The 25,071-nt window shown below is 67.4% G+C and carries 26 protein-coding genes; 19 read left to right on the top strand and 7 right to left on the bottom strand.

The features are described from left to right. Positions 1–88 precede the first annotated feature (88 nt). The 4 genes from ACWD02_RS31780 to rlmN form a co-directional block, all read right to left on the bottom strand. The gene (locus tag ACWD02_RS31780; RefSeq protein ID WP_451216560.1) at positions 89–1,189 is read right to left on the bottom strand and encodes an ABC transporter ATP-binding protein; all 1,101 of its coding nucleotides are present in this window, start codon (positions 1,187–1,189) and stop codon (positions 89–91) included. Continuing rightward, positions 1,189–2,877, bottom strand: coding sequence for an ABC transporter permease (locus ACWD02_RS31775; protein WP_451216557.1), 1,689 nt, complete (start codon positions 2,875–2,877; stop codon positions 1,189–1,191). The genes ACWD02_RS31780 and ACWD02_RS31775 overlap by 1 nt, the downstream gene beginning before the upstream one ends. Next, complete coding sequence (locus ACWD02_RS31770; protein WP_451216554.1) at positions 2,853–3,950, bottom strand: thiamine ABC transporter substrate-binding protein; 1,098 nt, start codon at positions 3,948–3,950, stop codon at positions 2,853–2,855. Before ACWD02_RS31770 ends, ACWD02_RS31775 begins: the two co-directional genes overlap by 25 nt. A 228-nt stretch (positions 3,951–4,178) precedes the next feature. Next, positions 4,179–5,285 (bottom strand): 23S rRNA (adenine(2503)-C(2))-methyltransferase RlmN, encoded by a 1,107-nt coding sequence (gene rlmN / locus ACWD02_RS31765; protein WP_451216551.1) that lies wholly within the window; start codon positions 5,283–5,285, stop codon positions 4,179–4,181. Positions 5,286–6,080: 795 nt separating this feature from the next. Between rlmN and ACWD02_RS31760 the strand changes: the two genes are divergently transcribed. Continuing rightward, a complete protein-coding gene (locus ACWD02_RS31760) occupies positions 6,081–6,875 on the top strand; it encodes a TIGR04255 family protein (RefSeq protein WP_451216548.1) in 795 nt (264 codons plus the stop codon). Continuing rightward, positions 6,872–7,456, top strand: coding sequence for a hypothetical protein (locus tag ACWD02_RS31755; protein ID WP_451216545.1), 585 nt, complete (start codon positions 6,872–6,874; stop codon positions 7,454–7,456). Before ACWD02_RS31760 ends, ACWD02_RS31755 begins: the two co-directional genes overlap by 4 nt. Positions 7,457–8,414: 958 nt before the next feature. Here ACWD02_RS31755 and ACWD02_RS31750 read toward each other — a convergent pair. From ACWD02_RS31750 to ACWD02_RS31740, 3 genes are all read right to left on the bottom strand, one after another. Beyond that, entirely contained in the window at positions 8,415–8,864 is a 450-nt protein-coding gene (locus ACWD02_RS31750) for an NUDIX domain-containing protein (RefSeq protein WP_451216827.1), read from the bottom strand. Between the two features lie 52 nt (positions 8,865–8,916). Further along, positions 8,917–10,131, bottom strand: a complete 1,215-nt coding sequence (locus tag ACWD02_RS31745) for a helix-turn-helix domain-containing protein (protein ID WP_451216542.1) — start codon at positions 10,129–10,131, stop codon at positions 8,917–8,919. Positions 10,132–10,371: 240 nt separating this feature from the next. Continuing rightward, positions 10,372–10,746, bottom strand: a complete 375-nt coding sequence (locus ACWD02_RS31740) for a GntR family transcriptional regulator (RefSeq protein ID WP_451216539.1) — start codon at positions 10,744–10,746, stop codon at positions 10,372–10,374. 616 nt (positions 10,747–11,362) lie between these two features. Between ACWD02_RS31740 and ACWD02_RS31735 the strand changes: the two genes are divergently transcribed. The 17 genes from ACWD02_RS31735 to ACWD02_RS31655 all read left to right on the top strand — a co-directional run bounded on the left by ACWD02_RS31735 (position 11,363) and on the right by ACWD02_RS31655 (position 24,748). After that, on the top strand, positions 11,363–11,695 hold the full coding sequence (locus tag ACWD02_RS31735) for a hypothetical protein (RefSeq protein ID WP_451216536.1): 333 nt from the start codon (positions 11,363–11,365) through the stop codon (positions 11,693–11,695). Next, entirely contained in the window at positions 11,692–12,342 is a 651-nt protein-coding gene (locus tag ACWD02_RS31730; protein ID WP_451216533.1) for a GGDEF domain-containing protein, read from the top strand. Before ACWD02_RS31735 ends, ACWD02_RS31730 begins: the two co-directional genes overlap by 4 nt. Next, complete coding sequence (locus ACWD02_RS31725; RefSeq protein ID WP_361465271.1) at positions 12,339–12,680, top strand: hypothetical protein; 342 nt, start codon at positions 12,339–12,341, stop codon at positions 12,678–12,680. The genes ACWD02_RS31730 and ACWD02_RS31725 overlap by 4 nt, the downstream gene beginning before the upstream one ends. After that, positions 12,680–12,865, top strand: a complete 186-nt coding sequence (locus tag ACWD02_RS31720; RefSeq protein ID WP_451216530.1) for a hypothetical protein — start codon at positions 12,680–12,682, stop codon at positions 12,863–12,865. The genes ACWD02_RS31725 and ACWD02_RS31720 overlap by 1 nt, the downstream gene beginning before the upstream one ends. Then, entirely contained in the window at positions 12,804–14,000 is a 1,197-nt protein-coding gene (locus ACWD02_RS31715) for a hypothetical protein (RefSeq protein ID WP_451216527.1), read from the top strand. Before ACWD02_RS31720 ends, ACWD02_RS31715 begins: the two co-directional genes overlap by 62 nt. Positions 14,001–14,220: 220 nt before the next feature. Further along, entirely contained in the window at positions 14,221–15,975 is a 1,755-nt protein-coding gene (locus tag ACWD02_RS31710) for a type IV secretory system conjugative DNA transfer family protein (RefSeq protein ID WP_451216525.1), read from the top strand. 135 nt (positions 15,976–16,110) lie between these two features. Next, complete coding sequence (locus tag ACWD02_RS31705; RefSeq protein WP_451216522.1) at positions 16,111–17,106, top strand: bifunctional lytic transglycosylase/C40 family peptidase; 996 nt, start codon at positions 16,111–16,113, stop codon at positions 17,104–17,106. Further along, the gene (locus ACWD02_RS31700; RefSeq protein ID WP_451216519.1) at positions 17,106–17,330 is read left to right on the top strand and encodes a hypothetical protein; all 225 of its coding nucleotides are present in this window, start codon (positions 17,106–17,108) and stop codon (positions 17,328–17,330) included. The genes ACWD02_RS31705 and ACWD02_RS31700 overlap by 1 nt, the downstream gene beginning before the upstream one ends. Positions 17,331–17,332: 2 nt before the next feature. After that, entirely contained in the window at positions 17,333–17,707 is a 375-nt protein-coding gene (locus ACWD02_RS31695; RefSeq protein WP_451216516.1) for a hypothetical protein, read from the top strand. Positions 17,708–17,710: 3 nt separating this feature from the next. After that, positions 17,711–18,973, top strand: coding sequence for a hypothetical protein (locus ACWD02_RS31690; protein WP_451216513.1), 1,263 nt, complete (start codon positions 17,711–17,713; stop codon positions 18,971–18,973). Then, positions 18,897–20,240 (top strand): hypothetical protein, encoded by a 1,344-nt coding sequence (locus ACWD02_RS31685; protein ID WP_451216510.1) that lies wholly within the window; start codon positions 18,897–18,899, stop codon positions 20,238–20,240. Before ACWD02_RS31690 ends, ACWD02_RS31685 begins: the two co-directional genes overlap by 77 nt. Further along, the gene (locus ACWD02_RS31680; protein WP_451216507.1) at positions 20,234–21,496 is read left to right on the top strand and encodes a hypothetical protein; all 1,263 of its coding nucleotides are present in this window, start codon (positions 20,234–20,236) and stop codon (positions 21,494–21,496) included. Before ACWD02_RS31685 ends, ACWD02_RS31680 begins: the two co-directional genes overlap by 7 nt. A 74-nt stretch (positions 21,497–21,570) precedes the next feature. Next, a complete protein-coding gene (locus tag ACWD02_RS31675; protein ID WP_451216505.1) occupies positions 21,571–21,708 on the top strand; it encodes a hypothetical protein in 138 nt (45 codons plus the stop codon). A 173-nt stretch (positions 21,709–21,881) separates the two neighbouring features. Beyond that, positions 21,882–22,106, top strand: coding sequence for a hypothetical protein (locus ACWD02_RS31670; RefSeq protein WP_361465299.1), 225 nt, complete (start codon positions 21,882–21,884; stop codon positions 22,104–22,106). Positions 22,107–22,126: 20 nt separating this feature from the next. Beyond that, positions 22,127–22,303, top strand: coding sequence for a hypothetical protein (locus ACWD02_RS31665; RefSeq protein ID WP_451216502.1), 177 nt, complete (start codon positions 22,127–22,129; stop codon positions 22,301–22,303). An 85-nt stretch (positions 22,304–22,388) separates the two neighbouring features. Beyond that, complete coding sequence (locus ACWD02_RS31660) at positions 22,389–23,270, top strand: DNA primase (protein WP_451216499.1); 882 nt, start codon at positions 22,389–22,391, stop codon at positions 23,268–23,270. A gap of 2 nt (positions 23,271–23,272) precedes the next feature. Further along, positions 23,273–24,748, top strand: coding sequence for an ATP-binding protein (locus tag ACWD02_RS31655; protein WP_451216824.1), 1,476 nt, complete (start codon positions 23,273–23,275; stop codon positions 24,746–24,748). Positions 24,749–25,071: the final 323 nt, after the last annotated feature.

Here is a 25,071-nt window from a genome sequence, read left to right as displayed (position 1 = left end):
GGCCCGGCACACCACAGCAGGCCCGGCGCACCACAGCAGGCCCCGCCCACTCACCTCAACCCACTCCAACCCGCCGCCCCCCCACCCCTCAGCCGAGCAACACAACATCCCCCACGTCAAACACAACCCCCACCGTCTCCCCCACCCCAGGCGCATCCCGCAACGCACAGGCCGCCTCAAGCCGAGGCCCGCTCCGAGGCTCCAGGTGGACGGCGACATGCGTACCCCGGAACGTACGCGCCGTCACCGCACACGGCAGCCCCTCGTCGACGGGCACCAACCGCACCCCGGCCGGCCGCACCAGCAACCGGCACCGCCCGTCCGCCGCCGCACCCCCGGAGTTCTCCGGCACCGGCACCTTGCCCCAGGCGGTGTCGGCCACCGCACCGGCCACCGTCGCGTCGACGACGTTGTCGAAGCCCAGGAACCGCGCCACGAACTCATCCGCCGGGCGCCGCCAGACCTCAAGTGGCGTACCGGACTGGGCGATTCGCCCGTCCCGCATCACCACGACCCGGTCCGCGAGCGCGAACGCCTCGCCCTGGTCATGCGTCACTGCAAGGACGGTCGTACCCAACTCGTCGAAGAGCTCACGGAGTTCGACGACAAGGCGCTCCCGCAGCGAACGGTCGAGCTGCCCGAGCGGCTCGTCGAGCATCAGCAGCCGCGGCCTCGGCGCGAGCGCCCGCGCGAGGGCGACCCGCTGCTGCTCGCCGCCCGAGAGTGAGGCGACGGCCCGCCGCTGCGCCCCCGGCAACCCCACGAGTTCCAGCAACTCGGCCACCCGGTCGGCCTGTTCACCCCGCGAGGCACCGTGCATCCGCAGCCCGAAGGCGACGTTGCCGGCCACGTCCCGCTGCGGAAACAGCTGATGGTCCTGGAACATCAGGCCGACCCCACGCTTGTGCGCGGGCACACCCCGCTGGTCACGGCCGCCCAGCAGCACCTGCCCGCCGTCGAGCTCCTGGAGCCCGGCGACCGCGCGCAGCAGCGTCGACTTGCCACTGCCACTCGGCCCGAGGACGCAGACGATCTCGTGCTCGTCGACCGCGAGACCGACCCCGTCGAGCACGGCCCGCCCCCCGAACCGCACGGTCGCGTCCGCCAACGTCAGCAACCCCGCACCCGCTCCCGCACCCACACCGTTGCCCGCACCCCCACCTTTGCCCACGCCCACGCCCTCACCCATCAGAACTCCCCAGTCGTCCGGTCGGTACGGAGCCGTTCGAGCAGCAGCAGCGACACCGCGCACACCACCATCAAGATCGTCGAAAGTGCCATCGCCTGCCCGTAGTTGAGCTCCCCGGCCCGCCCCAGGAGCCGCGCCACGGCGACCGGAAGCGTCGGGTTGTCCGGCCGCGCGATGAAGACGGTCGCGCCGAACTCCCCGAGCGACACCGCGAAGGCGAACCCGGCGGCGATCAGCAACGCCCGCCGCACCATCGGCAGGTCGACCTCCCGCCACGCCCGCAGCGGCGAGGCCCCGAGCACGGCGGCCGCCTCACGAAGCCGTCCGTCCACCGCGCGCAGGACAGGGAGCATGGTCCGTACGACGAAGGGCACGCCCACCAGGGCCTGCGCGAGCGGCACCAGGATCCACGTCGACCGCAGGTCGAGCGGCGGTTCGTCCAGCGTGATCAGGAACCCGAAGCCGACCGTCACCGCGGACACCCCGAGCGGCAGCATCAGCAGCGCGTCGAAGCCGCGCACCAGGCGCCCGGCCTTCCGGGTGAGCGCCGCCGCCGCGAGCCCGCCGATCACCAGGGCGATGGCGGTGGCGGCGAGCGCGTACCGGAGCGAATTCCAGACGGCCTCGATCGGCGGGACGAGGAACGCCCCGCCCTCCGCCGACGTCAGCTCCCTGAAGTACGTGAAGCCATAGCCGCCCGGCCCGCTCAGCGAGCGCTCGACCAGTACCCCGAGCGGCAGCAGTATCAGCACGGCGATCGTCAGCACGACCCCGCCGAGCAGGGCCCATTGCCCGGCACCACGCGGCGGCCGGGCCACGGCGGCGGCGTCGACCAACCGCAACGCGGTCTCGCGCCGGCGGACGGTCCACGCGTGCACGGCGAGGATCAGGCCGACCGCCGCGAACTGCACGATCGTCAGGACGGCGGCCGTCGACAGGTCGAGGAGCTGGGCGGTCTGCCGGTAGATCTCGACCTCGAGCGTCGAGTACGCGGGCCCGCCGAGGATCTGCACGACCCCGAAGGAGGTGAAGGTGAACAGGAAGACCATGAGGGACGCCGCGGCGACCGCGGGGCCGAGCGCGGGCAGCGTCACCGTCCGCCAGGCAGTCCACCGCGAGGCGCCGAGCATCCGCGCGGCCTCCTCCTGGCGGGGGTCCAGCTGCGACCAGAGCCCGCCCACGGTCCGTACGACGACGGCGTAGTTGAAGAAGACGTGCGCGAGCAGAATGGCCCACACGGTCGTGTCGAGCCGTACGCCCCACATCTCGTCGAGCAGCCCGCCCCGGCCGAGCAGCGCGAGGAACGCCGTCCCGACGACGACCGTCGGCAGCACGAACGGCACCGTGACGACAGCCCGCAGAACCTGCTTGCCCCTGAACTCGAAGCGCGCGAAGACATACGCGCCGGGGAGCGCGATCAGCAGCGTGAGCGCGGTCGAGGCGAGCGCCTGCCAGGTGGTGAACCACAGCACGTGCCGGACGTCGGACTGCCCGATGACGTCCGCGATCCGCCCGAACTGCCACTGTCCGCCCACCTTCAGGCCGCGCGCGACGATCGCGGCGACCGGATAGGCGAAGAAGACCGCGAAGAAGGCGACGGGCACGGCCATCAGGCCGAGCCGCGCCGCACTCCCCCGCGAGGACAGCCCCCCGCGGGACTTGCCTACTTCAGTACGAGCGAGGTCCACGACTTGACCCACTGCTCACGGTTGTCGGCGATCTTCTTCGGGTCCATGGCCTGCGGCTCATCGACCTTCACCCCGTGCTCGGCGAACAGCTCGGGCAGCTCGACGTTCTCCCGCACCGGGTTCACGAACATGTTCAGCGGCATGTCGCCCTGGAACTTCTCGCCGACCAGGAAGTCGAGGAGCGCCTTGCCGCCCTTCTCGTTCTTGGCATTGCCGAGCAGACCCGCGTACTCGACCTGGCGGAAGCAGGTGCCCTTCGCGACGCCGGTCGGCGCCTCCTTGGGCTGCGGCTTTGCGTAGAGCACCTCGACGGGCGGCGAGGAGGCGTAGGAGACGACGAGCGGCCGGTCGCCCTTGGCCTTCTTGCCGCCGGCGGACCCGGAGAACTCCTCGTTGTAGGCCTGCTCCCAGCCGTCGACGACCTTGACCCCGTTGGCCTTGAGCTTCTTCCAGTAGCCCTGCCACCCGTCGTCGCCGTACTGGGCGGCGGTGCCGAGCAGGAATCCGAGACCGGGCGACGAGGTCGAGGCGTTCTCGGTGACCAGCAGGTTCTTGTAGGCGGGCTTGGTCAGGTCCGCGAAGGACTTCGGCGGCGCCAGCTTCTTGTCGGCGAAGTACTTCTTGTCGTAGTTGACGCAGATGTCGCCGCTGTCGACGGGCGTGACGCGGTGCTTGCCCTGATCAACGCGGAACTGCGAGGCAATCTGATCCGAGCCCTTGGCCTCGTACGACTGAAAGAGATCATTGTCGAGCGCGCGCGAGAGAAGAGTGTTGTCGACGCCGAAGAAGACGTCGCCCTGCGGGTTGTCCTTCGACAGGATCGCTTTGTTCACGGCGGCGCCCGCGTCCCCGTCCTTGAGGACGTTGACCTTGTAGCCGGAGCTCTTCTCGAACGCCTTCAGTACGTCCTTGGAGACGTTGAAGGAGTCGTGGCTGACGAGCGTGACGCTCTTGGAGTCGGCGGCCGTGCCGTCGCCGTCGGACGAGCCGCCGCACGCGGAGAGCGCGACGAGCCCGATGGCCGCCGCGACCGCGGTGACCGTGACCTTCTTGGTGGTGCTCACTGAGTTCATTCCTCCTGGAGTGACCAGGAAGAGACGCGGCCCTGCCCGCGGACCGGGGGTCCGCGGGCAGGGCGCAACAGCTTGAGTGATGTCCGAACTTCCTACCCGGAATGACCCGGGCAAGGTTCAGAGGGTCTGCGGCCAACCTGTCCTTGGCTGCCGCACTCTCAGCGCTGTGGCGCTCCCCTGTCGGAATATGAAGATGTGTTCCGGCTATGAAGTTGTCTTCCGGCCAGACTAACGCTCGGCCGCGGCGAGCTGACCGCACGCCCCGTCGATCTCCTGGCCGCGGGTGTCACGAACCGTGACAGGCACCCCATGAGCGGCGATGGCGTCCACGAAGGCCTTCTCGTCCTCCGGCCGCGATGCCGTCCACTTCGAGCCCGGCGTGGGGTTCAGCGGGATCAGGTTCACGTGGACGGGCTTGTTCTTGAGCAGCCGCCCGAGCCGGTCACCGCGCCAGGCGTGGTCGTTGATGTCGCGGATCAGCGCGTACTCGATGGAGAGGCGGCGCCCCGACTTGGCGGCGTACTCCCAGCCCGCCTCGAGCACCTCGCGTACGTTCCACCGCGTGTTGACGGGTACGAGGGTGTCGCGGAGCTCGTCGTCGGGCGCGTGCAGCGAGATGGCGAGGCGGCACTTGAAGCCCTCGTCGGCGAACCGGTGGATGGCGGGCACGAGCCCCACGGTCGACACGGTGATGCCGCGCTGCGAGAGCCCGACACCGTCCGGCTCGGGGTCGGTGAGCCTGCGGATGGCCCCGGTGACGCGGTTGTAGTTGGCGAGCGGCTCGCCCATGCCCATGAAAACGATGTTGGAGAGCCGAGCGGGCCCGCCGGGAATCTCCCCGTCCCGCAGGGCACGCATCCCGTCCACGATCTGGTGCACGATCTCGGCGGTCGACAGATTCCGGTCGAGGCCGGCCTGCCCCGTCGCACAGAACGGGCAGTTCATCCCGCACCCGGCCTGCGACGAGATGCACATCGTCACGCGGTCCGGGTAGCGCATGAGCACGGACTCGACGAGCGTCCCGTCGAAGAGGCGCCACAGCGTCTTGCGGGTGGTGTCGTCGTCACAGCTGATGTGCCGCACCACGGACATCAGCTCGGGAAGCAGGGCTTCCTGCAGCTTTCCGCGCGCACCGGCGGGGATGTCGGTCCACTGCTCCGGGTCGTGCGCGTACCGCGCGAAGTAGTGCTGCGAGAGCTGCTTGGCGCGAAACGGTTTCTCGCCGACGGCGGCAACGGCTTCCTTGCGCTCGGCAGGCGTGAGGTCAGCGAGATGCCGCGGCGGCTTCTTGGCCCCACGGGGCGCGACAAAGGTGAGTTCTCCGGGTACAGGCATGGTCCATCCAGTGTCGCAGACGGTGGGGGCCCGGCCAGGTCACCGGCTGTCGGTGGTGGTCGTTGCTGGTCACCCCTGGTCGCTGTGGGCCCCCGTTGGACGGCCCACAGACGGCCCGGCGGTTCCCGGCTGAGCTGCGAAAAGGGGCCCGGAGCCCTACCCGGCCCGTCGCCACGACCGTCGGTACGTGCCGAAACCCATCGGTACGTGCCGAAAGCTGAGCCCGCAATGTGTGGACATCGCGACTCAGCGCACCCGCACCCCCTGTATCGGCATGTAAGGACAGCCCACGCCGGATGCAGTAGACCGCGACCTCTTCGCCCCGAAATAGGGTCCGGCAGGGTCCAGACGTGGACTTGGAGCTATCTATGCAGGTCAAGCCCTTGGTGTGAGTTGACCTCACAAGGCCGCCAGGAGGGACTGGAATAAGATCTGCTCCCAATTTTCTGCCAGAGCGGGGGCTCGATTACGAGTCGGAGGGCCATCAGCTTGGGAGCTGCGGTTCATAGATCGACCAGCGCATGGAGCGGCTCTAGCAGCGGCAAGCCCCGGTAGATCCCGGTTCTCGCGCGCCCCTTAGCGCTCGTGTTGCCTCTTGCGTTTTTGTGAGCTAACCGCTAGCTAGGCCACACACTGCGCGAGTACTGTCGCGGCCGGTGAGACTACGGACCAGCCCTGCAGGGTGGTGCAAATTATGACAAAATCGCCCCAGAGTGTGCTCCGTAGTAACGCATCGAGAGGAAACACTGTTAGTTGCGTAGTCAGTATGGGTAACCTGCAGAAGGGGGTGTTGCGATGATGAAGAAGCTGACCTTTGCCCGACCGCCTGTGCATTCGGTGGTCTTGAGTTGCCTCTTCAAGCCGGTATCGAAGCTTCGAACGCTCGATCTAGCTCCGCTGCGTGTGGAGTGGCGCCATCAGTACCCTGAACTGCGCGAGTCGACTCCGCTTGCATCCTGGGGACCCCAAGAACCGGAGTCTGTGCAGTTCGTTCAGGCAGGCCTCTCTTGGCCCATGCCCCTATGCGTCTTCGCTACAGAGAGTGGCGATAAGGCGATTCGCTTCCAATATGACCGGTTCATCTTGGCTTGGCACTTCCAACCTGACGGTTTGACCTACCCGGGTTTTGATGCGCTAAAGGTCGAGCTGCACGAAAAATTTGAGCGCTTCAGTAAACTCTGCCATGAGTCGGTGGGTGAATTTCCTGCGGTTAAAAGGGTCTCGGTCGAGTATGTCAATAGCTTGCTCGGCATGGCGGCTCACGAGGCCATGGCTGGTGTTTTGACGGGGTGGAATACCGAAAGCGCTTTCCCATTCGCAAAGCCTGACTACTCTGGGTTCCGCGTGCACTACTGCGAATACGAGGATTACCCAGATGTAGGCGTGTTGGTGGGAGTTGATTCTGCAGTTGGGGAGAGCGCTGACGACGAAATTCCGGACAGTTCGAATCTCACGCTCAGTGCTGAAGCAGACGTAAACGACGACTCCGATTTCGGGGTTGCGCTTCAGGGGGCGCATGACGTGGTAGCTAGCGTCTTTGAAAAGGTGACTAGTGAGCGCATGCGGCAAGGATGGGGGGAGACGACATGATGGCTTGGGATGCACACGCCGGTGACGCTTACGGTTGCACTTCTTCTTTAGAATCACCGAACAGCTTCGCGCGTGCGAGCAGGCGCGAGGCTCCTGGGATGTGGGTTATCCGCAAGGCCGCAGCGCAGTTGGTCGGTGAGATCGGTTCTACGTCGATGCAGTCCACCACTGCATCGACGAAGCTCGAGCTGCAGATGTACGTCAGCTCAAAGCTTTGCGAGTTCCGCACCCTCGAGGCCGGCTGGGACGGCGGTCATGCAGGCCCTGTCACCCAAAGCATCACGCATCAGGCTTATCGCATCTTGGACCAACTTACTGATAGTAGAAGCGTCTACCCTTTCCTGACGCCTACCATCGAGGGCGGAATCCTGTCGGAGTGGCGCGCCGGAAAAGAACGGCTAGAGATTGAGTTCTCCCCAGGGGAAACTCCCTACGTCTACGCTGTCAGCGTCGACGGTGCCGTGAGGATCGATGACTACCTCGGCGGCGGGCGGGTGGCCTCAGATGCGAAGCGTGCCTTGAGAGAGATCTCGCTCAGGGTTTGGGCGAGTAATCCTACGTGGAAGAGACTGTTTGTCTGACATGGCCTGTGGGGGAGGGGAGCTTGGCCTTGGAAGATGCATCCGCGTGGGACGATCCGTCTATTCGCGACGAAGAGATACTGTATCGGCGAGTCCCCGATGCCCCTAACTTTCTTCGCCCAGACCTCATCAGCGGTTTGAGAAAGCCTACTCGCACGGCATTTCAGTTTGACGCTGATGGCATATCCGTTTATCGCAAGTCTTTGCTTGATGCGAGAGGCTTGGGCCCTGAAGCGGTGACCAAAGCACCCAGTCAGTTGGTATTCGCTTTCACAGCGGCGGTTCCGCGAGGTTGTGGCGTCGGGGTTGTGTATGACCCAGTGGATGACCCACCTGCTGGGTTTGCTCACACGAGTGTGAGAGGGGAGAAACCCCGGCCGGATAGCAAAGCAAAGAGGGTGGAGGTCGGTGAGGCGCTTGCCGAGGCGTCAGAACGCGTGTACTGAGGACTATCCAGGCACGCCCTCTCTGGCTTCAAGTAGCCGCGCGTGGTGGGCGGTGCAAGTCGCCTTGCACCAAAGAAAGCTGTAGCTCAGCCTGCCTGCGGTGTGGGTGTGCACGAGCAGAGGCCCGACCGCGGGCCTCGAAAGCATCGGAGCGATCTCCAAACCAAAGTCTGCGTTCTACCTCTACAAACTGATCGTGGCGAGGTCGTCCGCGGCCGGCACAGGCAGCTCGGTGCCCGGATCGTCGACTACAAAGTTTCGGGTCGCTGTCTGTCTGCCCCCGGTCGGCGCCTACCCGACACCCTCGTATCCGTGCCGATCGCCGATCCCGTACGAGCGGTTGCGGTCCCGGTGAACGTCACCCAGTACGCAGCTCGGCGCTTCGAGAACGCCAAGCTGCTGGGAGAAGTGCGACAAGAGACATGGCTCGCATCGAGCAAGCAGTGCGCTCCGTTCTGGGACTGTGAGGGCCCAGCGGGAGCCGGTGGTCAGCAGCTCGTGGCTGCGAAAGCTCACTGCTCAGGTTGCAGGCCGTGCTCGAGATACGCCACGGCGCCTTCATCGCGCGCAACCGCAGCCGCTCGGATGCGACGTGCGAGGCGGGGAATGGTGAGGCCGTCTACCGCCGCGACAGGATGGAACTCGTACGCCTTGATCTCCGACTCCTGCAACCTGATCTGTGCTCGGACCTGGTCGGAGAGGGTGCCGCCGTCGAAGAGGTACAGCACCTTGTCACCCTCGGAAGGGCTCGGTGCCCAGTCGACGACGAGCAGGCGCCCGATCTCGGGTGCGACGCCGAGTTCCTCCCTGACCTCGCGGACGCACGCCTGTAGAGGTGATTCACCCGCGTCGATGTATCCACCTGGGATATCCCGGTAGTCCTTGTACGTCGGCTCAAGGAGCATGACGCGGCCCTGGGCATCAAAGAAGAGCGCGCCCGAGGCCATCCGCGGGCGCGCCATCTTCGCTTCGTGTTCGTTCTCGGTCTCGCTCACGTGACCGAGCCTAACCAGCTCACACCACTCGAAGCCTCTCGGCCAGGTCGGCCACCGGGCGAGTCGGCCGTCCGCGCGTTCCACGGACCCAGCCGAGCACGATCTCCCGGCTCATGTAGTGATGCCGGACCTGCTCCGGTGCCATTTCCTCTGCGTCGAGAACCATGCCGAGCGCATCATCCGTGCGATTCCAAGCGCTGAGCGCTCGCGCCACTTCGAGGTTGTGCCGCACCCTGCGCTCGACAGGAAGCCCGCTTGTATCGACCTGCGGCCCCAGTTCCGCCGCGACCTGAAAGTCGCCGAGCTCACCAGCGGTGGCCACCTTGTGAATCGCCACGTTGGTGGGCCCGAAGGCCGTCCACATGTGGTTTCCGTCAGTCCCAAGTCGTGACGCCATCGCATCCGCCTCACGCAGGAAGGCCTGCGTCGTCGCACGGTCCTCTGCACGAGCCGCGGCCATCGAGCCCGTCAGGAAGAGGGTTCCGTAGACGGACAGGTATGCGGGGGTCGCCTCCCCCAGTCCAGACTCAAGGAAGCCGGCCGCATCACTCACGAGCTGCACCGCAGTCTCGTAGCGTCCGGTGGACAGGAGGCAGTGCGTCACCGACCGGAAGAGCGATCCGACGATGACGTTGTTCCCGCTCTGCTGTGCGGCAGCAAGTCCGCGATCCGCCGCCATCCAAGCCAGCTCGTTCTCGCCCAGCTTGCCGAGCACCATCGCTGCCCCCTGGTACGTCAACGCCAGCAGCGCGTTCGCCTCCTCTCTCTCCTCCCCCGCGTACGCACGCACTGCGAGCAGGGCATCCGAGAGGATCAAGGGCAGCTGCCGGGTCGCGAACCCGTACTGAGACCCCTGGTAGGCATCCCACACCTCGCTCACGTCGGACCGTAAAGCCGTCAGGGCCGGAGGCTCGCCATCCGCCGGCGCCCCAAGGAGCGGGGTCAACTGCCGGTAGTCCATGAGCGCTTCGCGCAGCGCAGGGACCGTGCGCCGCCCGCTGTCTGCCGACCACTCCAACAGGGTTGGCTCGCCGATGAGGTCACCGATGGACACGTCCAGCGCGTGAGCCAGTGCACGGATTACAGAGAGTCGGTCCAGCTCGATGCGGTTGTTCTCCGCTTTGCCGAGCCAATCCGCAGTGCGGCCCACCAGCCCGGCCAACACTTCTTGGGACACTCCGCGACGGTGGCGGTACCACGCAACCCGCTCGCCGATCGTCAGGTGCTGCGTCATTCCTCGCATGACTTCAGCCTCACCTCGGTTCACAGACAGACCCCGGAAGGATTTTCCGGGGTCGGGTCATGAGCGGCCCATAGCGTCGTGGTTGTCCGGAGCCAGACACCCGAAACGACGACGAAGGGGTACGGCTATGCCTCTGGCGGCAGATGAGCAGCACCACTTGATGATGGCCCCGAGGAGCGTCCCGCGAAAGTGCCCGCTAACGCACAGAAGGCAGGCCCATCGCCCGTCCAACTACGAGGCATCGGTCCGGTCGTCTTCGAGCTTCGCTACACGCTCGGAAAGCGCGGCAAGTTGAGAGGTGACCTTGCTCAACTGCCCCTGCAATTCGCGGAGCCCTTGGGCTCGCTTCTGTGCGGTTGCGTCGTCAGTGGCGTCCGCGACGAAGGTGCCGCTGCCAGGACGGGAGTCCGTCAGGCCCTCGCTCTTGAGCACGTCATAAGCACTTTGCACGGTCGCAAGAGCCACCTTCAGGTGCTTGGCGAGCTTTCGGCCGGGCGGGAGAGGAGCCAGCGGCTCCAACTCGCCGGCCGCGATCCGGGATCGGTAGTACGCCGCGATGTCCTTCGCCGTCGGTGCGCTGCCGCTGCCCCACTCCATCCAGTCCATCTCTAGAGGTTATCCGATCTAGGTCAATCCGACTTTTTCCCCGGAACCTCTTGCGCACAAAACTGACCTAGGCCAATCTGAACGTGCACCAACTCGGCGCGCCCCCTTCGTGGCGGGCCGAGTCGACGCACAAGAAAAACCCGTTTGACCTGCATAAACGTCCGCCGGACTCGCTTGCACGCGGTTCGAGCGGCAGGGGAGACGTAGAAGTCCGTCGTCTTCACGGAACGATCGGTGTCATCGGCTAAGCCGTTGGTCTGACCTTCGGGCGTACGACCCAGGGACCGGATCGGCGGGGACCCCGGTGATTGGGCTGCACCCGGTCCATGACATCCAGGGAGATCGACTCAGCGAGTGACGACTGAGCGACGCGGTGACCGCGCGCCGTCCAAAGGAGGCGGAGCAAGGCGCATAAGGGAGCCGCGAGACGACAGTGACGGGCTTGCCCGTCACTCGTCATGCGGGCAGGGCGCCGGCCAAGTACCTGCGGCCTGCCCGTTTGATGAGGACTATCGAGCATCTTTCCTTCTACGGCGCGCGCCCCCGAAGCGGCTACTTCGGGGGCGTTGTTTGGTCCGTTCCCCACCCGTATCTGATCTCAGAGGAGTCACGACCCATGAAGTGCATCGTTGCTGGTCATGCCGCTGTTACGGCAAAGGAGTTCGCAGAGCTGGCGTTGGGTCTCACCGAGCGTGCGGCGGGATTCGACACGGAGCTGTTCACCGGTGTTGCCGGGGAGCGTGAGGAGGACCGCACGGCGCGGCTGGCGGTGGCCCACGACGTGCTCATCGAGTTGCGTCAGGTCGATTCGGTGGCCGCGGCCTACGCCCGCGAGTTGCTGAAGGCAAGCGATCTGCCCACCCGGGCGCCGCGGCGACGGCGGACCCGCAAGTCTGCGGCGCGGCGTCCGGCCGTGTGCGGCGGGCAGGGCCTGGCGGTTGCGGCATGAGCACCCTGTTAGGCGCCCTTGCAGCCGCCGCCCCGCTGGTTACCGGATGGGCCGTGCATGTCCGGTGGCTCGGCATGCGCTTGCACGTCGCACGCCGTGACCCGCTCACCGGGCTGCGCACCCGCGACGCCTTCACCCACCGCGCGACGGCCCTGCTCAAGGACCCCCGCGCGGTCGTCGTCCTGGCCGACGTAGATCGCTTCAAGCAGATCAACGACACCTACGGCCACGCCGCCGGTGACGCCTTGCTCAAGGCCACCGCCGACCGGCTGGCGCACCACGTGGGCCGCAAGGGGGTGGCCGGGCGGCTCGGGGGCGATGAGTTCGCCGCCGTCCTGATCGACGAGAACGGCGCCGCCGCTGATCTGCTCGCCCTGCTGCACGGCATCCTCGCCCGCCCCGTCGATGGCCAGAGTCCGGACGTGCACACCACCGTCTCACTCGGCTGGGTCCGTGCCGCCGACTTCCCCCGCGATGACCTCTCCGGTCTGCTGCGGCGGGCCGATGAGTCGATGTACGCGGCCAAGCAGGCCCGATCTGGGCTCAAGCGGGCCGGGCTCGGTCGCCTGTTCGCCACAGTCGCCGGGCGCCGCTCCGGCCGCCACGGGGCCCGCATGACAGCGCCGGTGATGGGGGTGGCGGCGTGAACACGGAACCCGTGATGGAGGACCTGACGGGTCGGCTGCGCACCCTGCGCCTGCTGGCCCTGGACTTCCCCGATCTGCCCGCCCCGACCGTGCACGTCTCTCCCCTGTACTCGGCGCGGCTGGAACTGTCCCTGCACGACGACTTGGGGTTCTTCGAGTCCTGGCGGGCCGCGCTGGGCATCGCCCGTGATGCCGTGGACTTCCGCACCCAGAGCGACGGCACGACGTGGGTGCTGGAGGCCTACACCCAGTTCGCGGGCTCCACGGTGCGGCTCATCGCTTACGGCGAGGCCCGCGTCCCCGAGCTTCCACGGGTCGCGGGCGGGGCGGGTCACTGATGGCCAAGCCGACGGACGACCTCTACGTGCGCTACATGCGCGCCTACGAGCAGGCCGTCCAGCACACCTCCAACTGTGCGGCCTGCCAGGCCGAGCAGGAATGTCCGGAGGGAGCGGCTCTCCATGAGCGCTTCGCCCGGCTCCAGGACGCCTACCGCGCACGCCAGTCCAAGAAGCGCCCTTGATCCAGGAGTGACTGTGACTTTCAAATCCACCGCCCTCGAACGGATCGGGGGCTTCAATCCGTTCGCCGTCGTCGAGAAGCTGCTGACGCTGGCAGCCCTGGCCGTTGTGGCGATCACCGTCGGCGGGCAACTCGCCCCGCTCCTCGGCCTGGACGGCAGGCTTGGCACGGCTGTCGCCTGGTTCATCGCGCTGGTCTTTGACGCGTTGTGGATCGGCGCGCTGAAGATGAGCGAGCAGGCCATCCGCCAGCGCAGCACCCTGGGCATGGCCGTGATGCTGTCGGTGGCCGGCCTTTCGATGGCCGGTTCGGTGGCGATCCTGCTACTGATGGGCCACGCCCGCGTCTTCGCTCTTGTCCCGGTGGCCGCCGCCGTGTTCATGGGACTGCGCATCTTCGCCGATCACATGCTCGCCGACGATGCGACCTCCCGCCTCATCGAGGAGCAGTCCGCAGCGGCCCGCAACACCCTGGCTCTGACCTATGCCGACGCCCGGCACCTGAAGGCGGGCGCTGAGAACGAGGTCGTCATCGAGACGGCCGAGACCCTCGCGGAAGCCCACCGCCAGGCAGTGAAGGCCAAGGCCCTGACCGGCATGCAAGAGAAGATCAACAAGGCGCGGGCGGAAGCTGAGAAGAAGCTGAAGAAGTCCGAGACCAAGCACGGCACCGCGGCCGAGGCTTTCGAGGCCCGCTCGCTGCACGTCCTGACCCCGCCCTCGGAAACCCCCCTCGGAATCGAGACCCGTGCGTCCAGCAATTCCGAGGGGGCCACTCCACAGCCCGTCACGGCGAGTGCGAGCACACTGGCACCTGCCCCGCGAGTGACGGAGTCCTCGGAATCCTCGGAACCCTCTGACCTGCGTGAACACCCTGGTTGGGCCGACGCCTCGCAGGTGCCTGTGGAGGATTCCGAGGGGGCCTCGGATCTTTCCGAGGGTCCGGGCCGAAAGCCAGGCCTGAGCGATGAGGAGCTCTACCTCACCGGGCGCCGGATCTTCACCGAGCTCGCGCCGCCGAAGTCGCTCAACGGGTTCATCAAGGCGATGAAGGCCCAGGGCGCCAAGGCCAGTTACGAGCGGATGGCCAAGACCTACGAGCAACTGCAGGCGGAGTTCGCCGAGCAAGTCGCGTAGTCCGGCACACACCAATGAAGCCCGGCCCCGATCACGGGGGCCGGGCTTCGTTGCGACTGCCGGAAGACAGTCGATGCACCACCCCTTCCCCGGGCCATCGGTTGGCCGGCGGCTGGCGGGCTGGCGGACATCCGTCCGCAGGTCCCGCAGGTCCGCCGCGCAGATCCGCATCACGCCCCGGGAGTTCGTCCTGCCCACCCCTATCGAGAGATGAGGACGCATGGCCGCCGAAGCGGTCGAGGAGAAGGAAGCCAAAGAGTCGACGACGAAACCGGTACGGGCCGCGGCGAAGAAGCCGATGTCTGAAGAGGGCAGATGGCTGATTGGCGGGCTCGCTGTCACCGGGCCCGCCTCCGGGCTGGTCTACCGGGACGCGATCGAGTCCTGGGTCTACGACAACCGCATCTGGTTGCTCGGCATCGCCGTGCTGCTGATCGGCTCGTGCGTGCTGGCCATGACCCGAGCCTACCGGCGCACCCGAGGGCCTCGGCAGCGCAAACGCCCCCAGGTGGTAGCCGCGTTCGCTACCGAAGGGCTGTCAGGCCCCGCGTCAGGCCCCACGCCGCAAGGCCCGTTGGGCGCCGTTGAGGTCCCGGATGAGGGGGGCGTGCTCCCCCCGGAGCAGAGTGCGTGGGGAGCACCACCGGTTGTGCCGGGTGAGGTGCCAGCGGCCTTTCGGAACGATGAAGCCCCCAAGTTGGTGGCCGCGCTGAAGCTCGACTACGCGGCGGGCAAGGCCCGCACGCTCGGCCGCAGGCGCGTCGACCTGGGGGAAGAGTGGGTTATCGAGCTGCCGCTCGGTGGCGTGTACGGGGATGTGGCCGGTAAGTCGGAACGGGTGATCTCCTGGCTCGACGTGGATCCGACCCGGGTCACCATGCGCCCGGGGTCAAGCTCCCGGCACGTGATCATCACGGTCCTGGATCAGCCGGTCTACAGCCGCATCCCTGCTCTTCCCGATCCGGTGGAAGCCGCTCGCCGGGGCGTGCTTTCGGTCGGGTACGACATGTACGGCCACCTGGTGGAAATCAAGTCCCCGGTGGGCGATACGCACATTCTGATCGCCGGATCGTCCGGGGGCGGAAAGACCGAAGAGATCAAGTGGCTCGTCTATTTTGCCTTGGTCAACGGCTGGGACATCGTCCTCGTTGATGCCAAGGGTGACGGCGATCTCGCGTACGCGGAAAAGGCGTGCCTGATCTACGAAGAGGTTCCCGACCACGAACGGATGATGGAAATCATCGCGTTCGTGGAAGCGCAGCACGAGAAGCGCGCAGCACAGAACAGTGCATCGGTGCGCGCCGGGCAAGGAAAGGCGAAACACCGGCCACTTCTCTTCATCATCGACGAGGTCAGCACCTACACCGATGAAGCCGATTCACGGAAGGAAGCGACCGCGTTCGAGGCGAAGTTGAAGACCGCCTCCCGCAAGTTCCGTTCGTCTAAGATCCTCGTCGTGCTGTCGACACAGAACCCGAAGGCTGAAGTCATCAACACGTCGATTCGAGCGAATCACCGTGTGCGCATCGCCTTTGGGTGCGCGGAGACCGGACAGTCGGATGTGATCCTCGGCGGCGGAACGGCACGAGGCGGGCATGACGCCTCGAAACTCCCCGCCATTGACGGGGCCGCGATTCTCCAGGTCAAGGACAAGAACCGCGAGATGCGCGGGTTCCTCGTCACCGACGACGACCTTAATGAGGCCATCGACGCACGGGTGGAGGAATTCGAGGAAGCCGAGCCTGAACACGTGCGTATCGTCCGTGAGGCGTACGACGGGGAGGCGTTCCTTTCCACCATCGAATTCGCTTCCCGGCTCCGCGAGATGGGAGTGGACATCGCCGGGGGAGATGACCGCACGGCCGTCGGCAAAGCCGTATCGGCCTGGCTGTCACAGGCCTTCGAGCGGCCGGTCCCTTCGGTGTCCGTCGACCGCGTCCAGGGCCGGCGCCTGAGCGACATCCTGTCCCGCTAGGCACCCTGCCAACCACCCTGCAACCACCTTGTCCCCACCCTGTGGCCACCTTGCGCCGCAGGGTCGGTGCAGGGTGCCCGCAGGGTGGCGTACGGGGTGCATGAGCTGCATGAACGCACCTGAGGAGAGTGGGAGATGAAAGGGTCCGCGATCGGCCTGGTGGTGGTCGGATCGGGCTTGTTGGCGGTGACCGCCACGAGCCTGACCGGCAACCCGGCCGTCAGCGGCAAGGCCACCTCGGTAGCCAACCGCACGGCGCCCGGATCGGTGCCCGCACAGTACGAGCGGCTCTTCAACGCCTGGGGCAACGAGTGCGACGCCATCACCCCCAGCATCCTGGCCGCCCAGCTCAAACAAGAATCCGGGTTCAACCCCAAGGCCAAATCACCGGTCGGGGCAATGGGTATCGCGCAGTTCATGCCCGGAACCTGGCAGAACTCCGGGTTCGACGGAAACGGCGACGGCAAGAAAGACGTTTGGGACCCGGAAGACGCCATCCCATCCGCTGCCAAGTACATGTGCTCCGTCTCCCGGGACGTCAAGAACATCCCCGGGGACAAGACACGGCTTGCACTGGCCGGATACAACGCGGGCCCCGGAGCAGTGCAAAAGTACCGGGGCATACCGCCCTACAAGGAGACGGAAAACTACGTCGCCACCATCATGGCCTCGGCCGCGAAGATGGGCCAAGCGGTCGGCGGACAGTCCAACGTAGCGACCGATGCGGTCAATTACGCCTCCGCTCAGATCGGCAAGGACTATGTGTGGGGTGGCAACGGCGATAGCGACGGCGGTTTCGACTGCTCCGGCCTCACCAAAGCCGCCTACTCCCAGGCCGGTGTAAACCTCCCCCGCGTCGCCAGCGCCCAGTACACGCACCTGGACAGCGACGGGTCACTCGTCGAAAAGAAGGATCTGCGCATCGGGGATCTCGTCTTCTTCAGCCAGAAGAAGAGGACGGGCAAGGCCACGCCCGCAGACATCGACCACGTCGGCATCTACATCGGCCGGGGACATTTCCTGAACGCGCCCCGCACCGGGGCGAAAGTCCGTATCGAAAAGATCTGGTGGGACACCTACATGGGTGCGGGCCGGGTCTACCCCAAATCCACGACATCCAAGGAGGTGTGATGGCGAACGGACAGTGCATCGCCACCACCCAGGCCATGTATTCCGTGGCCGCATCCGCCGACAGCCTGGAAACGACCGTCGCCGTTTTGACGGGGCTGTCCGTGTTCCTGGTCCTGATGTGCGTCGCGATGGCGCTCGTCGCCTACCGGCTGCACGCGGCGGCTAAGCGCCCGAGCACCCAGCACGACACCTTCCCCCTCACCACCTCTGAGAAGGAGTTCTGAGCATGGACAAGTACACCGGAACGATCGTCGTCGCGGGCCCTGGCGATGGCTGCATCACCAAGTCGGACGGCAAGAAGGACTGCTCGGAGGGTGCCAAGCAGGTCGTCAAGACGGTCAACGACACCGGCCCGGACCTGGCGCCCGTCTCCGGGTTCCTGCCGCTCTACGGCGTGATCATGGGAGTGCTGATCGGCGCGGTCATCCTGGCGATTGCGGCCGGGGCGGTCATCTCGGCCGGCCGCGGCGGCATCCAGGCCGGATTCAAGAAGGACGGCTCGGCGCTGAAGAAGACCGCCATCACCGTAGGCGGCCTGATCGTCCTGCTGCTCGGCGTGCTGGCCATCGGCCCGTCCATCGCCACCGCGCTGGGAGGCTGAGCCGTGGCCGATGATCCCTGCGAGCGCATCAAGGGACCCGCCCACAAGTACTGCGAGAAAGGCCAAGGCGGCGGCGAGGACGGCAGCGAGTCGGACCCCGACGCGCTGACACCGGAGATGCCCGGATCGATGGACCCGCTCGGCGCCGCCGCCGACTGGCTGTCCGACCAAGCAGCCGCCCTCTACCGGCTGATGGACAAGTCGATGATGGCGGCCGCCGACCCGCTCGGCGGCCTCAAAGATGGCGCGCTGGCCAAGGTCTACAACCCGGTGGCGGGCATTGCCGTGCTGATCGGGGCGATCGTTCTGGTGGGCGGGCTGATCTTCTGGATCGCCCGCCCCTCGGGGCCCGCCTTCAAGAAGGCGGGCTCGGCCGGGGCACGGTTCTTCGCCCTGCTGTTCCTGGTGACCGTGATTCCGATGGCGGTGGGACTGCTCGCGTTCGCGTTCGGTCAGTTCTCCGCGCTCATCTACGCCGACCTGGCCGACCATCCCTTCAAGGGCATGGAAAAGTCGCTGCTGGGCGCCAACGGCAACCCCTACGGGCGTCTCGCACAGGCCTTCGTGGTGCTGCTGGCGGTCGGGCCGCTGTGGCTGCTGTGCGTCATCTCGCCGCTCGCCGTGCTCGCCGCAGTGGTGTTCCTGCCGCTGTCAGCGGCGCTGGGGGTGGGCAAGGGCTGGCTGCAGTCGCGCAGCGGCAAGACGCTGCTGCATCTGGTCGCGGCGGTGTTCCTGGCACGGGTGCCGATCTCCATCGTGCTGATGTTCCGCAGGGTGCTGCCCAATAGCGCTTTGACCGATCTGCTGCTCACCGCGAGCACGACGATCGTGTGCCTTTACATCCTGCTGAGCCTGCCGGAGATGGCCAAGCACGTCGCCGCGGCCGTCACGCGGGCCCCCAAGCTCAAGACACAGAGCGAGGGCCGCACCGCGGTCACCAAGCTGCCCGCCGACGCAGAACGCCAGGCCCACGCCAAGCGCCTGGCCCGCGCCCAAACCCTGCGCGGCCAAAAGAGGAAGGCACCCGGGCAGGCGGCGGGCGTGCACGAGGCCGGCCGCCGCCGCTACCCCGGCCACGGCAAGGGAGTTCGGGCCGCATTGAAGACGCCCGCACACCCGGCGCAGACCCCACAGGCTGCCGCCTCCGGCACGGCCCGCAAGTCCCCCCAACGACAGGAGAGGATTGGTCATGTCCGCGTCCCGGACGTATCTGCTCGACCCGCTGTACGAGACCGAGACGCTCAAGCTCCCCCCTTCCCGTACTGATCTCGCGGTCATCGGGGCCGGGGTCGCGCTGAGCGTCACCCACGGCGTCGCCGTCCCCGGCATCCTGGGCACCTTGACGTGCATCGTCCCCGCCGCCCTGGCGGGGGCGCTGTCCCTGGTCAAGACGGGCGGCTCGACCGTCGTCGAACGCGTGGCCCGCCGTGGCGGGCACGCGCTGAGGAAACGCGCCCTGGACAAGGCCGTCAGGCAGTACGAGAGCGAGCAGGCCCCCTCCGCACCGGATGCGGAGGGGGCCCTGCCCCACCACGACGTGTTCACCAGGATCAACGATCTGATCTGGCACGAACGCGACGGTTACGCCTTCCCCCAGGGTTCGGGCAGGCTGCTGGCGGCGTTCGAGTGGGTCACCGACGGCGCCGCCCTGAAGGACGGCGCCCACCGCGACCGCGCCCACGACGCGCTCGCCGCGTTCCTGGAGTGGGTCGCGGCCACCGGCCACGGCTCCTGCGTGCGCATCGTGCACGCGGTGAGCCCCTACGCGGGAGAGCAGGACATACGGGCCGAGAAGCACGGCGACTTGGCGGACTCCTACCGGCAGTTGATGGAGCTGGTGAACGGGGCGTGTGACGTGCACACCACCGTCATCCTGCTGTCCGTGCCTGCCCGCGGCACGGATGTCGAGGAGGAGACGGCCTGGGCTCAGGCCGCCTTCGAGCAGGCGCAGGTGTGCGGCATCGAGGCGGGCCCCCTGTGGGACCGCACCGCGTGGGACACCGCGCTGTCCACCATCCGCGGCGATGACCTGTACGAGATCCACGAGGATCGTTTCCGCTCCGGTGACTACGTCACGGCAACCGCCGAGGTCGCCGACTTTCGGCGGGGTGAGCGGGCGGCGGAGTTCTGGCGGCCGATGATCACAACGCTGCCCCGCGTCACCCGCACGACCGTGGTCGAATACCTGCCGCTGGACCGTCGCAAGGCCGAGAAGCGGCTGGAGACCGGCGAGATGCTGCGCACCGCGACCGCCCGCGACGAGAAGGACGTGCGGCGGGAGAAGACCTCCACCCGCACCGGCAAGCGGGCCGCCGAATTGCACGAGGAGGACATCTCCGACGGCGCCGCCTATGTGAAGGTCGCCGCCCGCATCATGCTCCAGGCCCGCGACCAGACCGAACTCAAGGAGTTTCGCCGGGACCTGGAGCAGAACGCGGTATCGGCCGGCGCGCACCTGACGTGGATGGACAAGGAACACGAGCGGGGCTGGCACTCGGCGCTGCCGCTTCCGGGAGGAGAGATCACATGCTGACCACCACCACCCGCCAGGCCGCAGGCCTCTTCCCCGGCTACGCCTGCAAGCCCATCACCGACGGCGCCCTCATCGGCGCCTCGCTGCTGGACGGCTCGCCCTTCCGGCTGACCCCCGTCGACTGCGACCAGGAAGTCTTGCCCTCCACCGGCATGGCCCTGCTGGGCACACTCGGCAACGGCAAGTCCACCAACACCAAGGTCATGGCGCTGCGCGACATGGCCCGCCCGGGCCGCCGCTACGCGGTCCTGGACGCCAAGGGTGAGGACGGGGTGGGCGAGTGGGACGCGGTTGCCGCAGCCCTGCGTATCGCGCCCGTCCGCTTCGGCGAGGGGGTGTGCATGAACCCCCTCGATCCGCGGATTCCCCCGCTGCACCGCGTGCAGCTGGTGGCCGTGCTCGCCGAACTCGGCGGCCACCGGCCGCTGTCACCCGGGGCGCGGATGGCCCTGGACGCGGCCATGGAGTCTCCCACTGCCCGCACGCTGTCCGGGCTGATGGGCGCGGTCACCTCACTGCAGGCCGACGCGATCCCCGGCCGGTTCGACCAACGCCAGCTGCTCGCCTTCGGGCAGGAGGTCGTCCAGTCACTCTCGCCGTTCATCCGCTCGGCCACGCGGGGCATGCTCGATGGCCAGACGTCGGTGTCGCTGGACGAGAAGCTGACCGTGTTCGACTTCTCCGGCATCGACCGCACCTCCATCGCCCTGCCCGCGCTGATGTCGGTGGTGGGGGTGTTCCTGGAATCGGTGTGGCTCGCCCAGGGCGGGGCCGATCACGGCATTCACTCGACGCTCATCGTCGAAGAGGCCTGGCAGATCCTTAAGCACCCGGCTACGGCAGCGCTGTTGCAGCGGATGATGAAGTACTCGCGCCGCGAGGGCCTCTCGGTCACCTCGGTCGCGCACAGCGCCAAGGACGCCAAATCCGAAGAGGCCAAAGATCTCCTGCGGCTGGCCTCCACCCGCGTCCTACACCAGATGGACGAGGACGAAGCTGAGCAGTGCCGCGGCCTGTTCTCCCTGCCCAACTGGGCCGTACGACAGATCCCACTGCTAGGGCGGGGCCAGGCCATCTGGCAGACCGGACGGCACGTCAACCTCGTCCAAACCCTGGTCACCGACTACGAGCGGCGGCTCTGCTTCACCTCCCGACGTCGCGACGCAGCCCAGGGCAAAACGTCTCCACTCGCCCCCGCCGCAAGTCGTGAATGGGGCTGGGAGATGCCGCCGAACGTCATCGACCACGCCGCCTGACCCCTTCCACCACCTGCCCCACCACGCCCCGCCTCTTCCCGGCGGGGCGTCGCTGTTTCCGCGAAAGGAAGCCAATGCGCTGCGCGTACTGCAACGAAGACAAGCCGGACGTGACGATCCGCCGCGACCCCTTCGCCTGGGAGGTCAACGACAAGGACGTGCAAGAGCCGATGTGCGACGGCTGCGAGCAGATCGCGGCCGACGACGCATGAGCCCCCAGGCCGCAGCCCGCCATCACGGCACCAACCCGCGTTCGTGAATCTCTCCGGTCGCTCTGCCTAGTCCTCGCCTGCCCCGCTGGGGCGAGGACGGGACAGCCCGACCGGCAAAACCCCGCCCATCCCTTCCGTCACCTCTCGCGGACCGTCGACAAGGAGCAGACGTTTTGGCGAAGCCACCCACCGTCATCGGTGTCCTGACCACGACCGCCCCGCCCTCCTGGTGGAGGTCCCACCGGCACCAGGTCCTGCTGATCCTCGGCCTCATCGTCGGCTTCCACCTCGCCACCCACGACAACGACAGCGACGCAGCCCCCAAGAACACGCCCCGGCCGGCGCACACCGCGCCCGCCCCGCAGACGCTCCACCCCACCACGATCCACCTCCCCTAAACCGGCTAGGAGGCCCGCTGATGGTCCGCACCGAGCACGACGCCACCGCCGATACCGACGACGAACCGGATGAGGAGCCCTGCGGGGAGGGGATGTGCCAGTGCTACTGCGTTGGCCGGTGGCATCCCTGCGGCTGCGAGTGCCCCCACCCCGACGACTGCGACTGCGACTTCTGCGACCTGCGCGAGCAGTACTAGCGACGCCAAGAGCGGCCCCGGACTTTGGCGAGACGGGGGCCGCTCTTGTCCACCTGATCCCTACAGACCTGTGGAGGTATCCAGCATGACCCTTTCCGCCCTGCCCCGGCGAGTCCACCTCAGGCCAGAGCCGACCGGGCCGCTGGCCACCGCGCTCACGCTTGCGTCCCGGGGCGTACCCGTGCTGCCACTGCGCGTGGGCAAGGCCCCCTTCAACAACTGCCCGACCTGCGCCAAGAACGCGTGTGGCGGTCGCCCGAACATGAAGCAGGCCGGGCCCTGCACCTGCCCTCGCCCCTGCCACGCCTGGGCAGCGGCGACCAGCAACCCCGAGACTCTCCGGTCTGCGGCGTGGGCGAGCGCCTGGCGGCGGGCCACCGCGGTCGCCTACCACCCTGCCGGTGTCCGCCTCACCGTCGTCGACCTCGACCACGCCGACGCCGTCACCTGGGCTCACGCTCACCTGCCGCCCACACGCACCGTGCCCACCACGCGCGGCCAACACTGGATCTACCAGGGCACCATGCCCTCCACAAACGGCGTACGACCCGGCATCGACATCAAGTCCCGCATGGCCTACGCCCGCTGGCTCGGCCCCGGCACCGGCCGCCTCATCGCCCTGCCGGACGAGGTCCGCGCGCTCGCCGTGAAGCGCACCCCAGCCCGGCCCGCGCCCGAGGTCACCGCCGCGCCCGCCCGGGACGCAGATGGGACCTGCCCGCACCGCACCCCGGCCTACCTGAACCGCGGCCTCGCCATGGCAGAGGAACGCATCACCAAGGCCGCCAGCGGCGTGCACGCCACCGTGTACCGCACGTTCCTGGCCGTGCTCTCCACGCACGGCCGGTGCGGCTGCCTGACCGACGCCCACGTCGCGCGGCTGTTCGCCGCCTCGCAGGCCAAGGGCGAAACCCAGCGGCACTGCACGGACGCGTGGGCGAACGCCCGCACCACGTTGGGACTGTGAACGTGTCCGACGACGAGAAGGACCCGGCCCGCAAGGTCATCACCGACTACGCGCAGAGCCACTTCCGCTACTTCCGCACGGTCGAAGGCACCGTGTACGCCCAGCGCACCGGCCACCCCGTGGCCCGCCCCATCCGCTCCCAGGGCACAACCGGGAGCCACCGCCAAGAACTCATGGTCGGCCTCTTCCGTGACGGGGTCGGCGTCTTCAACGGAACCGCCCTCAAGGAGGCGTTGGACTTGATCGAAGCACTCGCACTGACCGAACAGGTACAGCCCACCCACATCCGCGTCGCCCCCGGCTTCGACGGCGCTACCTGGCTCGACCTGGGCCGCGACGACGGGCAGTCGGTCCGCATCCACCCCACCGGCTGGGACATCGCCGTGCCTGATCCGGCCGAGGTGTGCTGGCGGCGCACCCAGCTCACCGGCGAACTCCCCCTGCCCACCCGGGACACCAATGGCAAGGGCCTGGATCTGCTGCTTAGGCTGTGCAACTTCGCCGACGCCCAGACCGAATGCCTGGCCCTCTCCTGGCTCATCGGCTGCCTCGAACCGTCCGTCCCGGTGCCGGCTCCGTTCCTGACCGGCCCGCAGGGCGCGGGCAAGTCGACCGCCGGGCGGATGCTCATCCGCATCATCGAGGGAATGAGCAGCGACCTGCGGCGACCTCCCAAGGACGAAGAGAACATGATCACGGCCGTGGCCGCCGGATGGATCACCGCTCTCGACAACCTCTCCCACCTGGCTCCGGACCTGTCCGACCTGATGTGCTGCGTCATCACCGGAGCCGAGAGCATCAAGCGCGCCTTGTTCACCGACGGCGACGTCGTGCGCTCCCGCTACCGCCGCCCGGTACTGCTCACCGGTATCGACGTCGGCATCATCCGCCCCGACCTCGCCGAACGCCTCCTGACCCTGCGCCTGGAGCGCCCCCGGGTGCGGCGCACGGAGGCGGAACTGTGGGCGGAGTACGCCGAGATCCTGCCCGCCGTCCTCGGCTCGCTGCTCGACCTGACTGTCAAGGTCCGCGCGGCCGAAGCGGAAACCCCCACCGACCTGCGCATGGCCGACTTCGCCCACCTGTGCGCCCAGCTCGACGCGGCCATGGCCTTCGGAACCCTGGCCGCCTACCGGGCCAGCCTGGACGACCTGAACGACGACGTCATCGAAGGTGACCTGCTGGCGCAGACCGTCCTGCAGCACGCCGCCGGACTCGCCCCAGGCGAAGAAGTACGGATGACGTCGGCCGAGTGGCTGCACTGCCTCACCACCCTCTACAGCGGCGACGAATGCCGCCCCCTGCCCAAGGGCTGGCCCACCACAGGCAAGGTGCTCTCCGACCGACTGCGGCGCATCCAACCCACCCTCGCCGCCCGCGGCGTCCTGGTCGAGTGGGGCCGCACCAGCGCCGCCCGCTACATCGAACTCAGCCGCCAGACCCCGGCCCCGCCGCACCAACAGCAGAACGCGTTCTGACCGCCCGTACAGGCGAACAAACAAGAGGAGCACGCCCCGCCCGGGGTGCTCCTCTTGCTGTTCGGCGGCGCCAGCCGCCCTGCACAGGTCGTGCCGCGAAGCGGCCCGTTCTTCACGTCCTGAGTGGCGACATACGACCACAGAAACCACCCCTTCTTTTTCCTAAGTAGGAAAGATCTGCGTCATTGCGTCACCAAGGCCCGACAGACGGCCGCTGACCAGCACAGACAACGGTGACGCAGGCGGCGAATCCTGCGTCACCCCGCGTCACCCGCGTCACCCCATGACGAGAGCCCATGTCACAGGTGACGCAAGACCCGTCC

It is taken from the genome of Streptomyces sp. NPDC002853, from assembly GCF_053591915.1.
This window is presented reverse-complemented; position numbering and strand designations above follow the sequence as displayed.

Excerpts from the sequence above, each read along its gene's own strand:
- ACWD02_RS31780 (WP_451216560.1), bottom strand. The coding sequence starts at position 1,189 with ATGGGTGAGGGCGTGGGCGTGGGCAAAGGTGGGGGTGCGGGCAACGGT.
- ACWD02_RS31770 (WP_451216554.1), bottom strand. The coding sequence starts at position 3,950 with ATGAACTCAGTGAGCACCACCAAGAAGGTCACGGTCACCGCGGTCGCG.
- rlmN (WP_451216551.1), bottom strand. The coding sequence starts at position 5,285 with ATGCCTGTACCCGGAGAACTCACCTTTGTCGCGCCCCGTGGGGCCAAG.
- ACWD02_RS31760 (WP_451216548.1), top strand. The coding sequence starts at position 6,081 with ATGATGAAGAAGCTGACCTTTGCCCGACCGCCTGTGCATTCGGTGGTC.
- ACWD02_RS31755 (WP_451216545.1), top strand. The coding sequence starts at position 6,872 with ATGATGGCTTGGGATGCACACGCCGGTGACGCTTACGGTTGCACTTCT.
- ACWD02_RS31750 (WP_451216827.1), bottom strand. The coding sequence starts at position 8,864 with ATGGCGCGCCCGCGGATGGCCTCGGGCGCGCTCTTCTTTGATGCCCAG.
- ACWD02_RS31745 (WP_451216542.1), bottom strand. The coding sequence starts at position 10,131 with ATGACGCAGCACCTGACGATCGGCGAGCGGGTTGCGTGGTACCGCCAC.
- ACWD02_RS31740 (WP_451216539.1), bottom strand. The coding sequence starts at position 10,746 with ATGGACTGGATGGAGTGGGGCAGCGGCAGCGCACCGACGGCGAAGGAC.
- ACWD02_RS31735 (WP_451216536.1), top strand. The coding sequence starts at position 11,363 with ATGAAGTGCATCGTTGCTGGTCATGCCGCTGTTACGGCAAAGGAGTTC.
- ACWD02_RS31730 (WP_451216533.1), top strand. The coding sequence starts at position 11,692 with ATGAGCACCCTGTTAGGCGCCCTTGCAGCCGCCGCCCCGCTGGTTACC.
- ACWD02_RS31720 (WP_451216530.1), top strand. The coding sequence starts at position 12,680 with ATGGCCAAGCCGACGGACGACCTCTACGTGCGCTACATGCGCGCCTAC.
- ACWD02_RS31715 (WP_451216527.1), top strand. The coding sequence starts at position 12,804 with ATGAGCGCTTCGCCCGGCTCCAGGACGCCTACCGCGCACGCCAGTCCA.
- ACWD02_RS31710 (WP_451216525.1), top strand. The coding sequence starts at position 14,221 with ATGGCCGCCGAAGCGGTCGAGGAGAAGGAAGCCAAAGAGTCGACGACG.
- ACWD02_RS31705 (WP_451216522.1), top strand. The coding sequence starts at position 16,111 with ATGAAAGGGTCCGCGATCGGCCTGGTGGTGGTCGGATCGGGCTTGTTG.
- ACWD02_RS31700 (WP_451216519.1), top strand. The coding sequence starts at position 17,106 with ATGGCGAACGGACAGTGCATCGCCACCACCCAGGCCATGTATTCCGTG.
- ACWD02_RS31695 (WP_451216516.1), top strand. The coding sequence starts at position 17,333 with ATGGACAAGTACACCGGAACGATCGTCGTCGCGGGCCCTGGCGATGGC.
- ACWD02_RS31685 (WP_451216510.1), top strand. The coding sequence starts at position 18,897 with ATGTCCGCGTCCCGGACGTATCTGCTCGACCCGCTGTACGAGACCGAG.
- ACWD02_RS31680 (WP_451216507.1), top strand. The coding sequence starts at position 20,234 with ATGCTGACCACCACCACCCGCCAGGCCGCAGGCCTCTTCCCCGGCTAC.
- ACWD02_RS31675 (WP_451216505.1), top strand. The coding sequence starts at position 21,571 with ATGCGCTGCGCGTACTGCAACGAAGACAAGCCGGACGTGACGATCCGC.
- ACWD02_RS31665 (WP_451216502.1), top strand. The coding sequence starts at position 22,127 with ATGGTCCGCACCGAGCACGACGCCACCGCCGATACCGACGACGAACCG.
- ACWD02_RS31660 (WP_451216499.1), top strand. The coding sequence starts at position 22,389 with ATGACCCTTTCCGCCCTGCCCCGGCGAGTCCACCTCAGGCCAGAGCCG.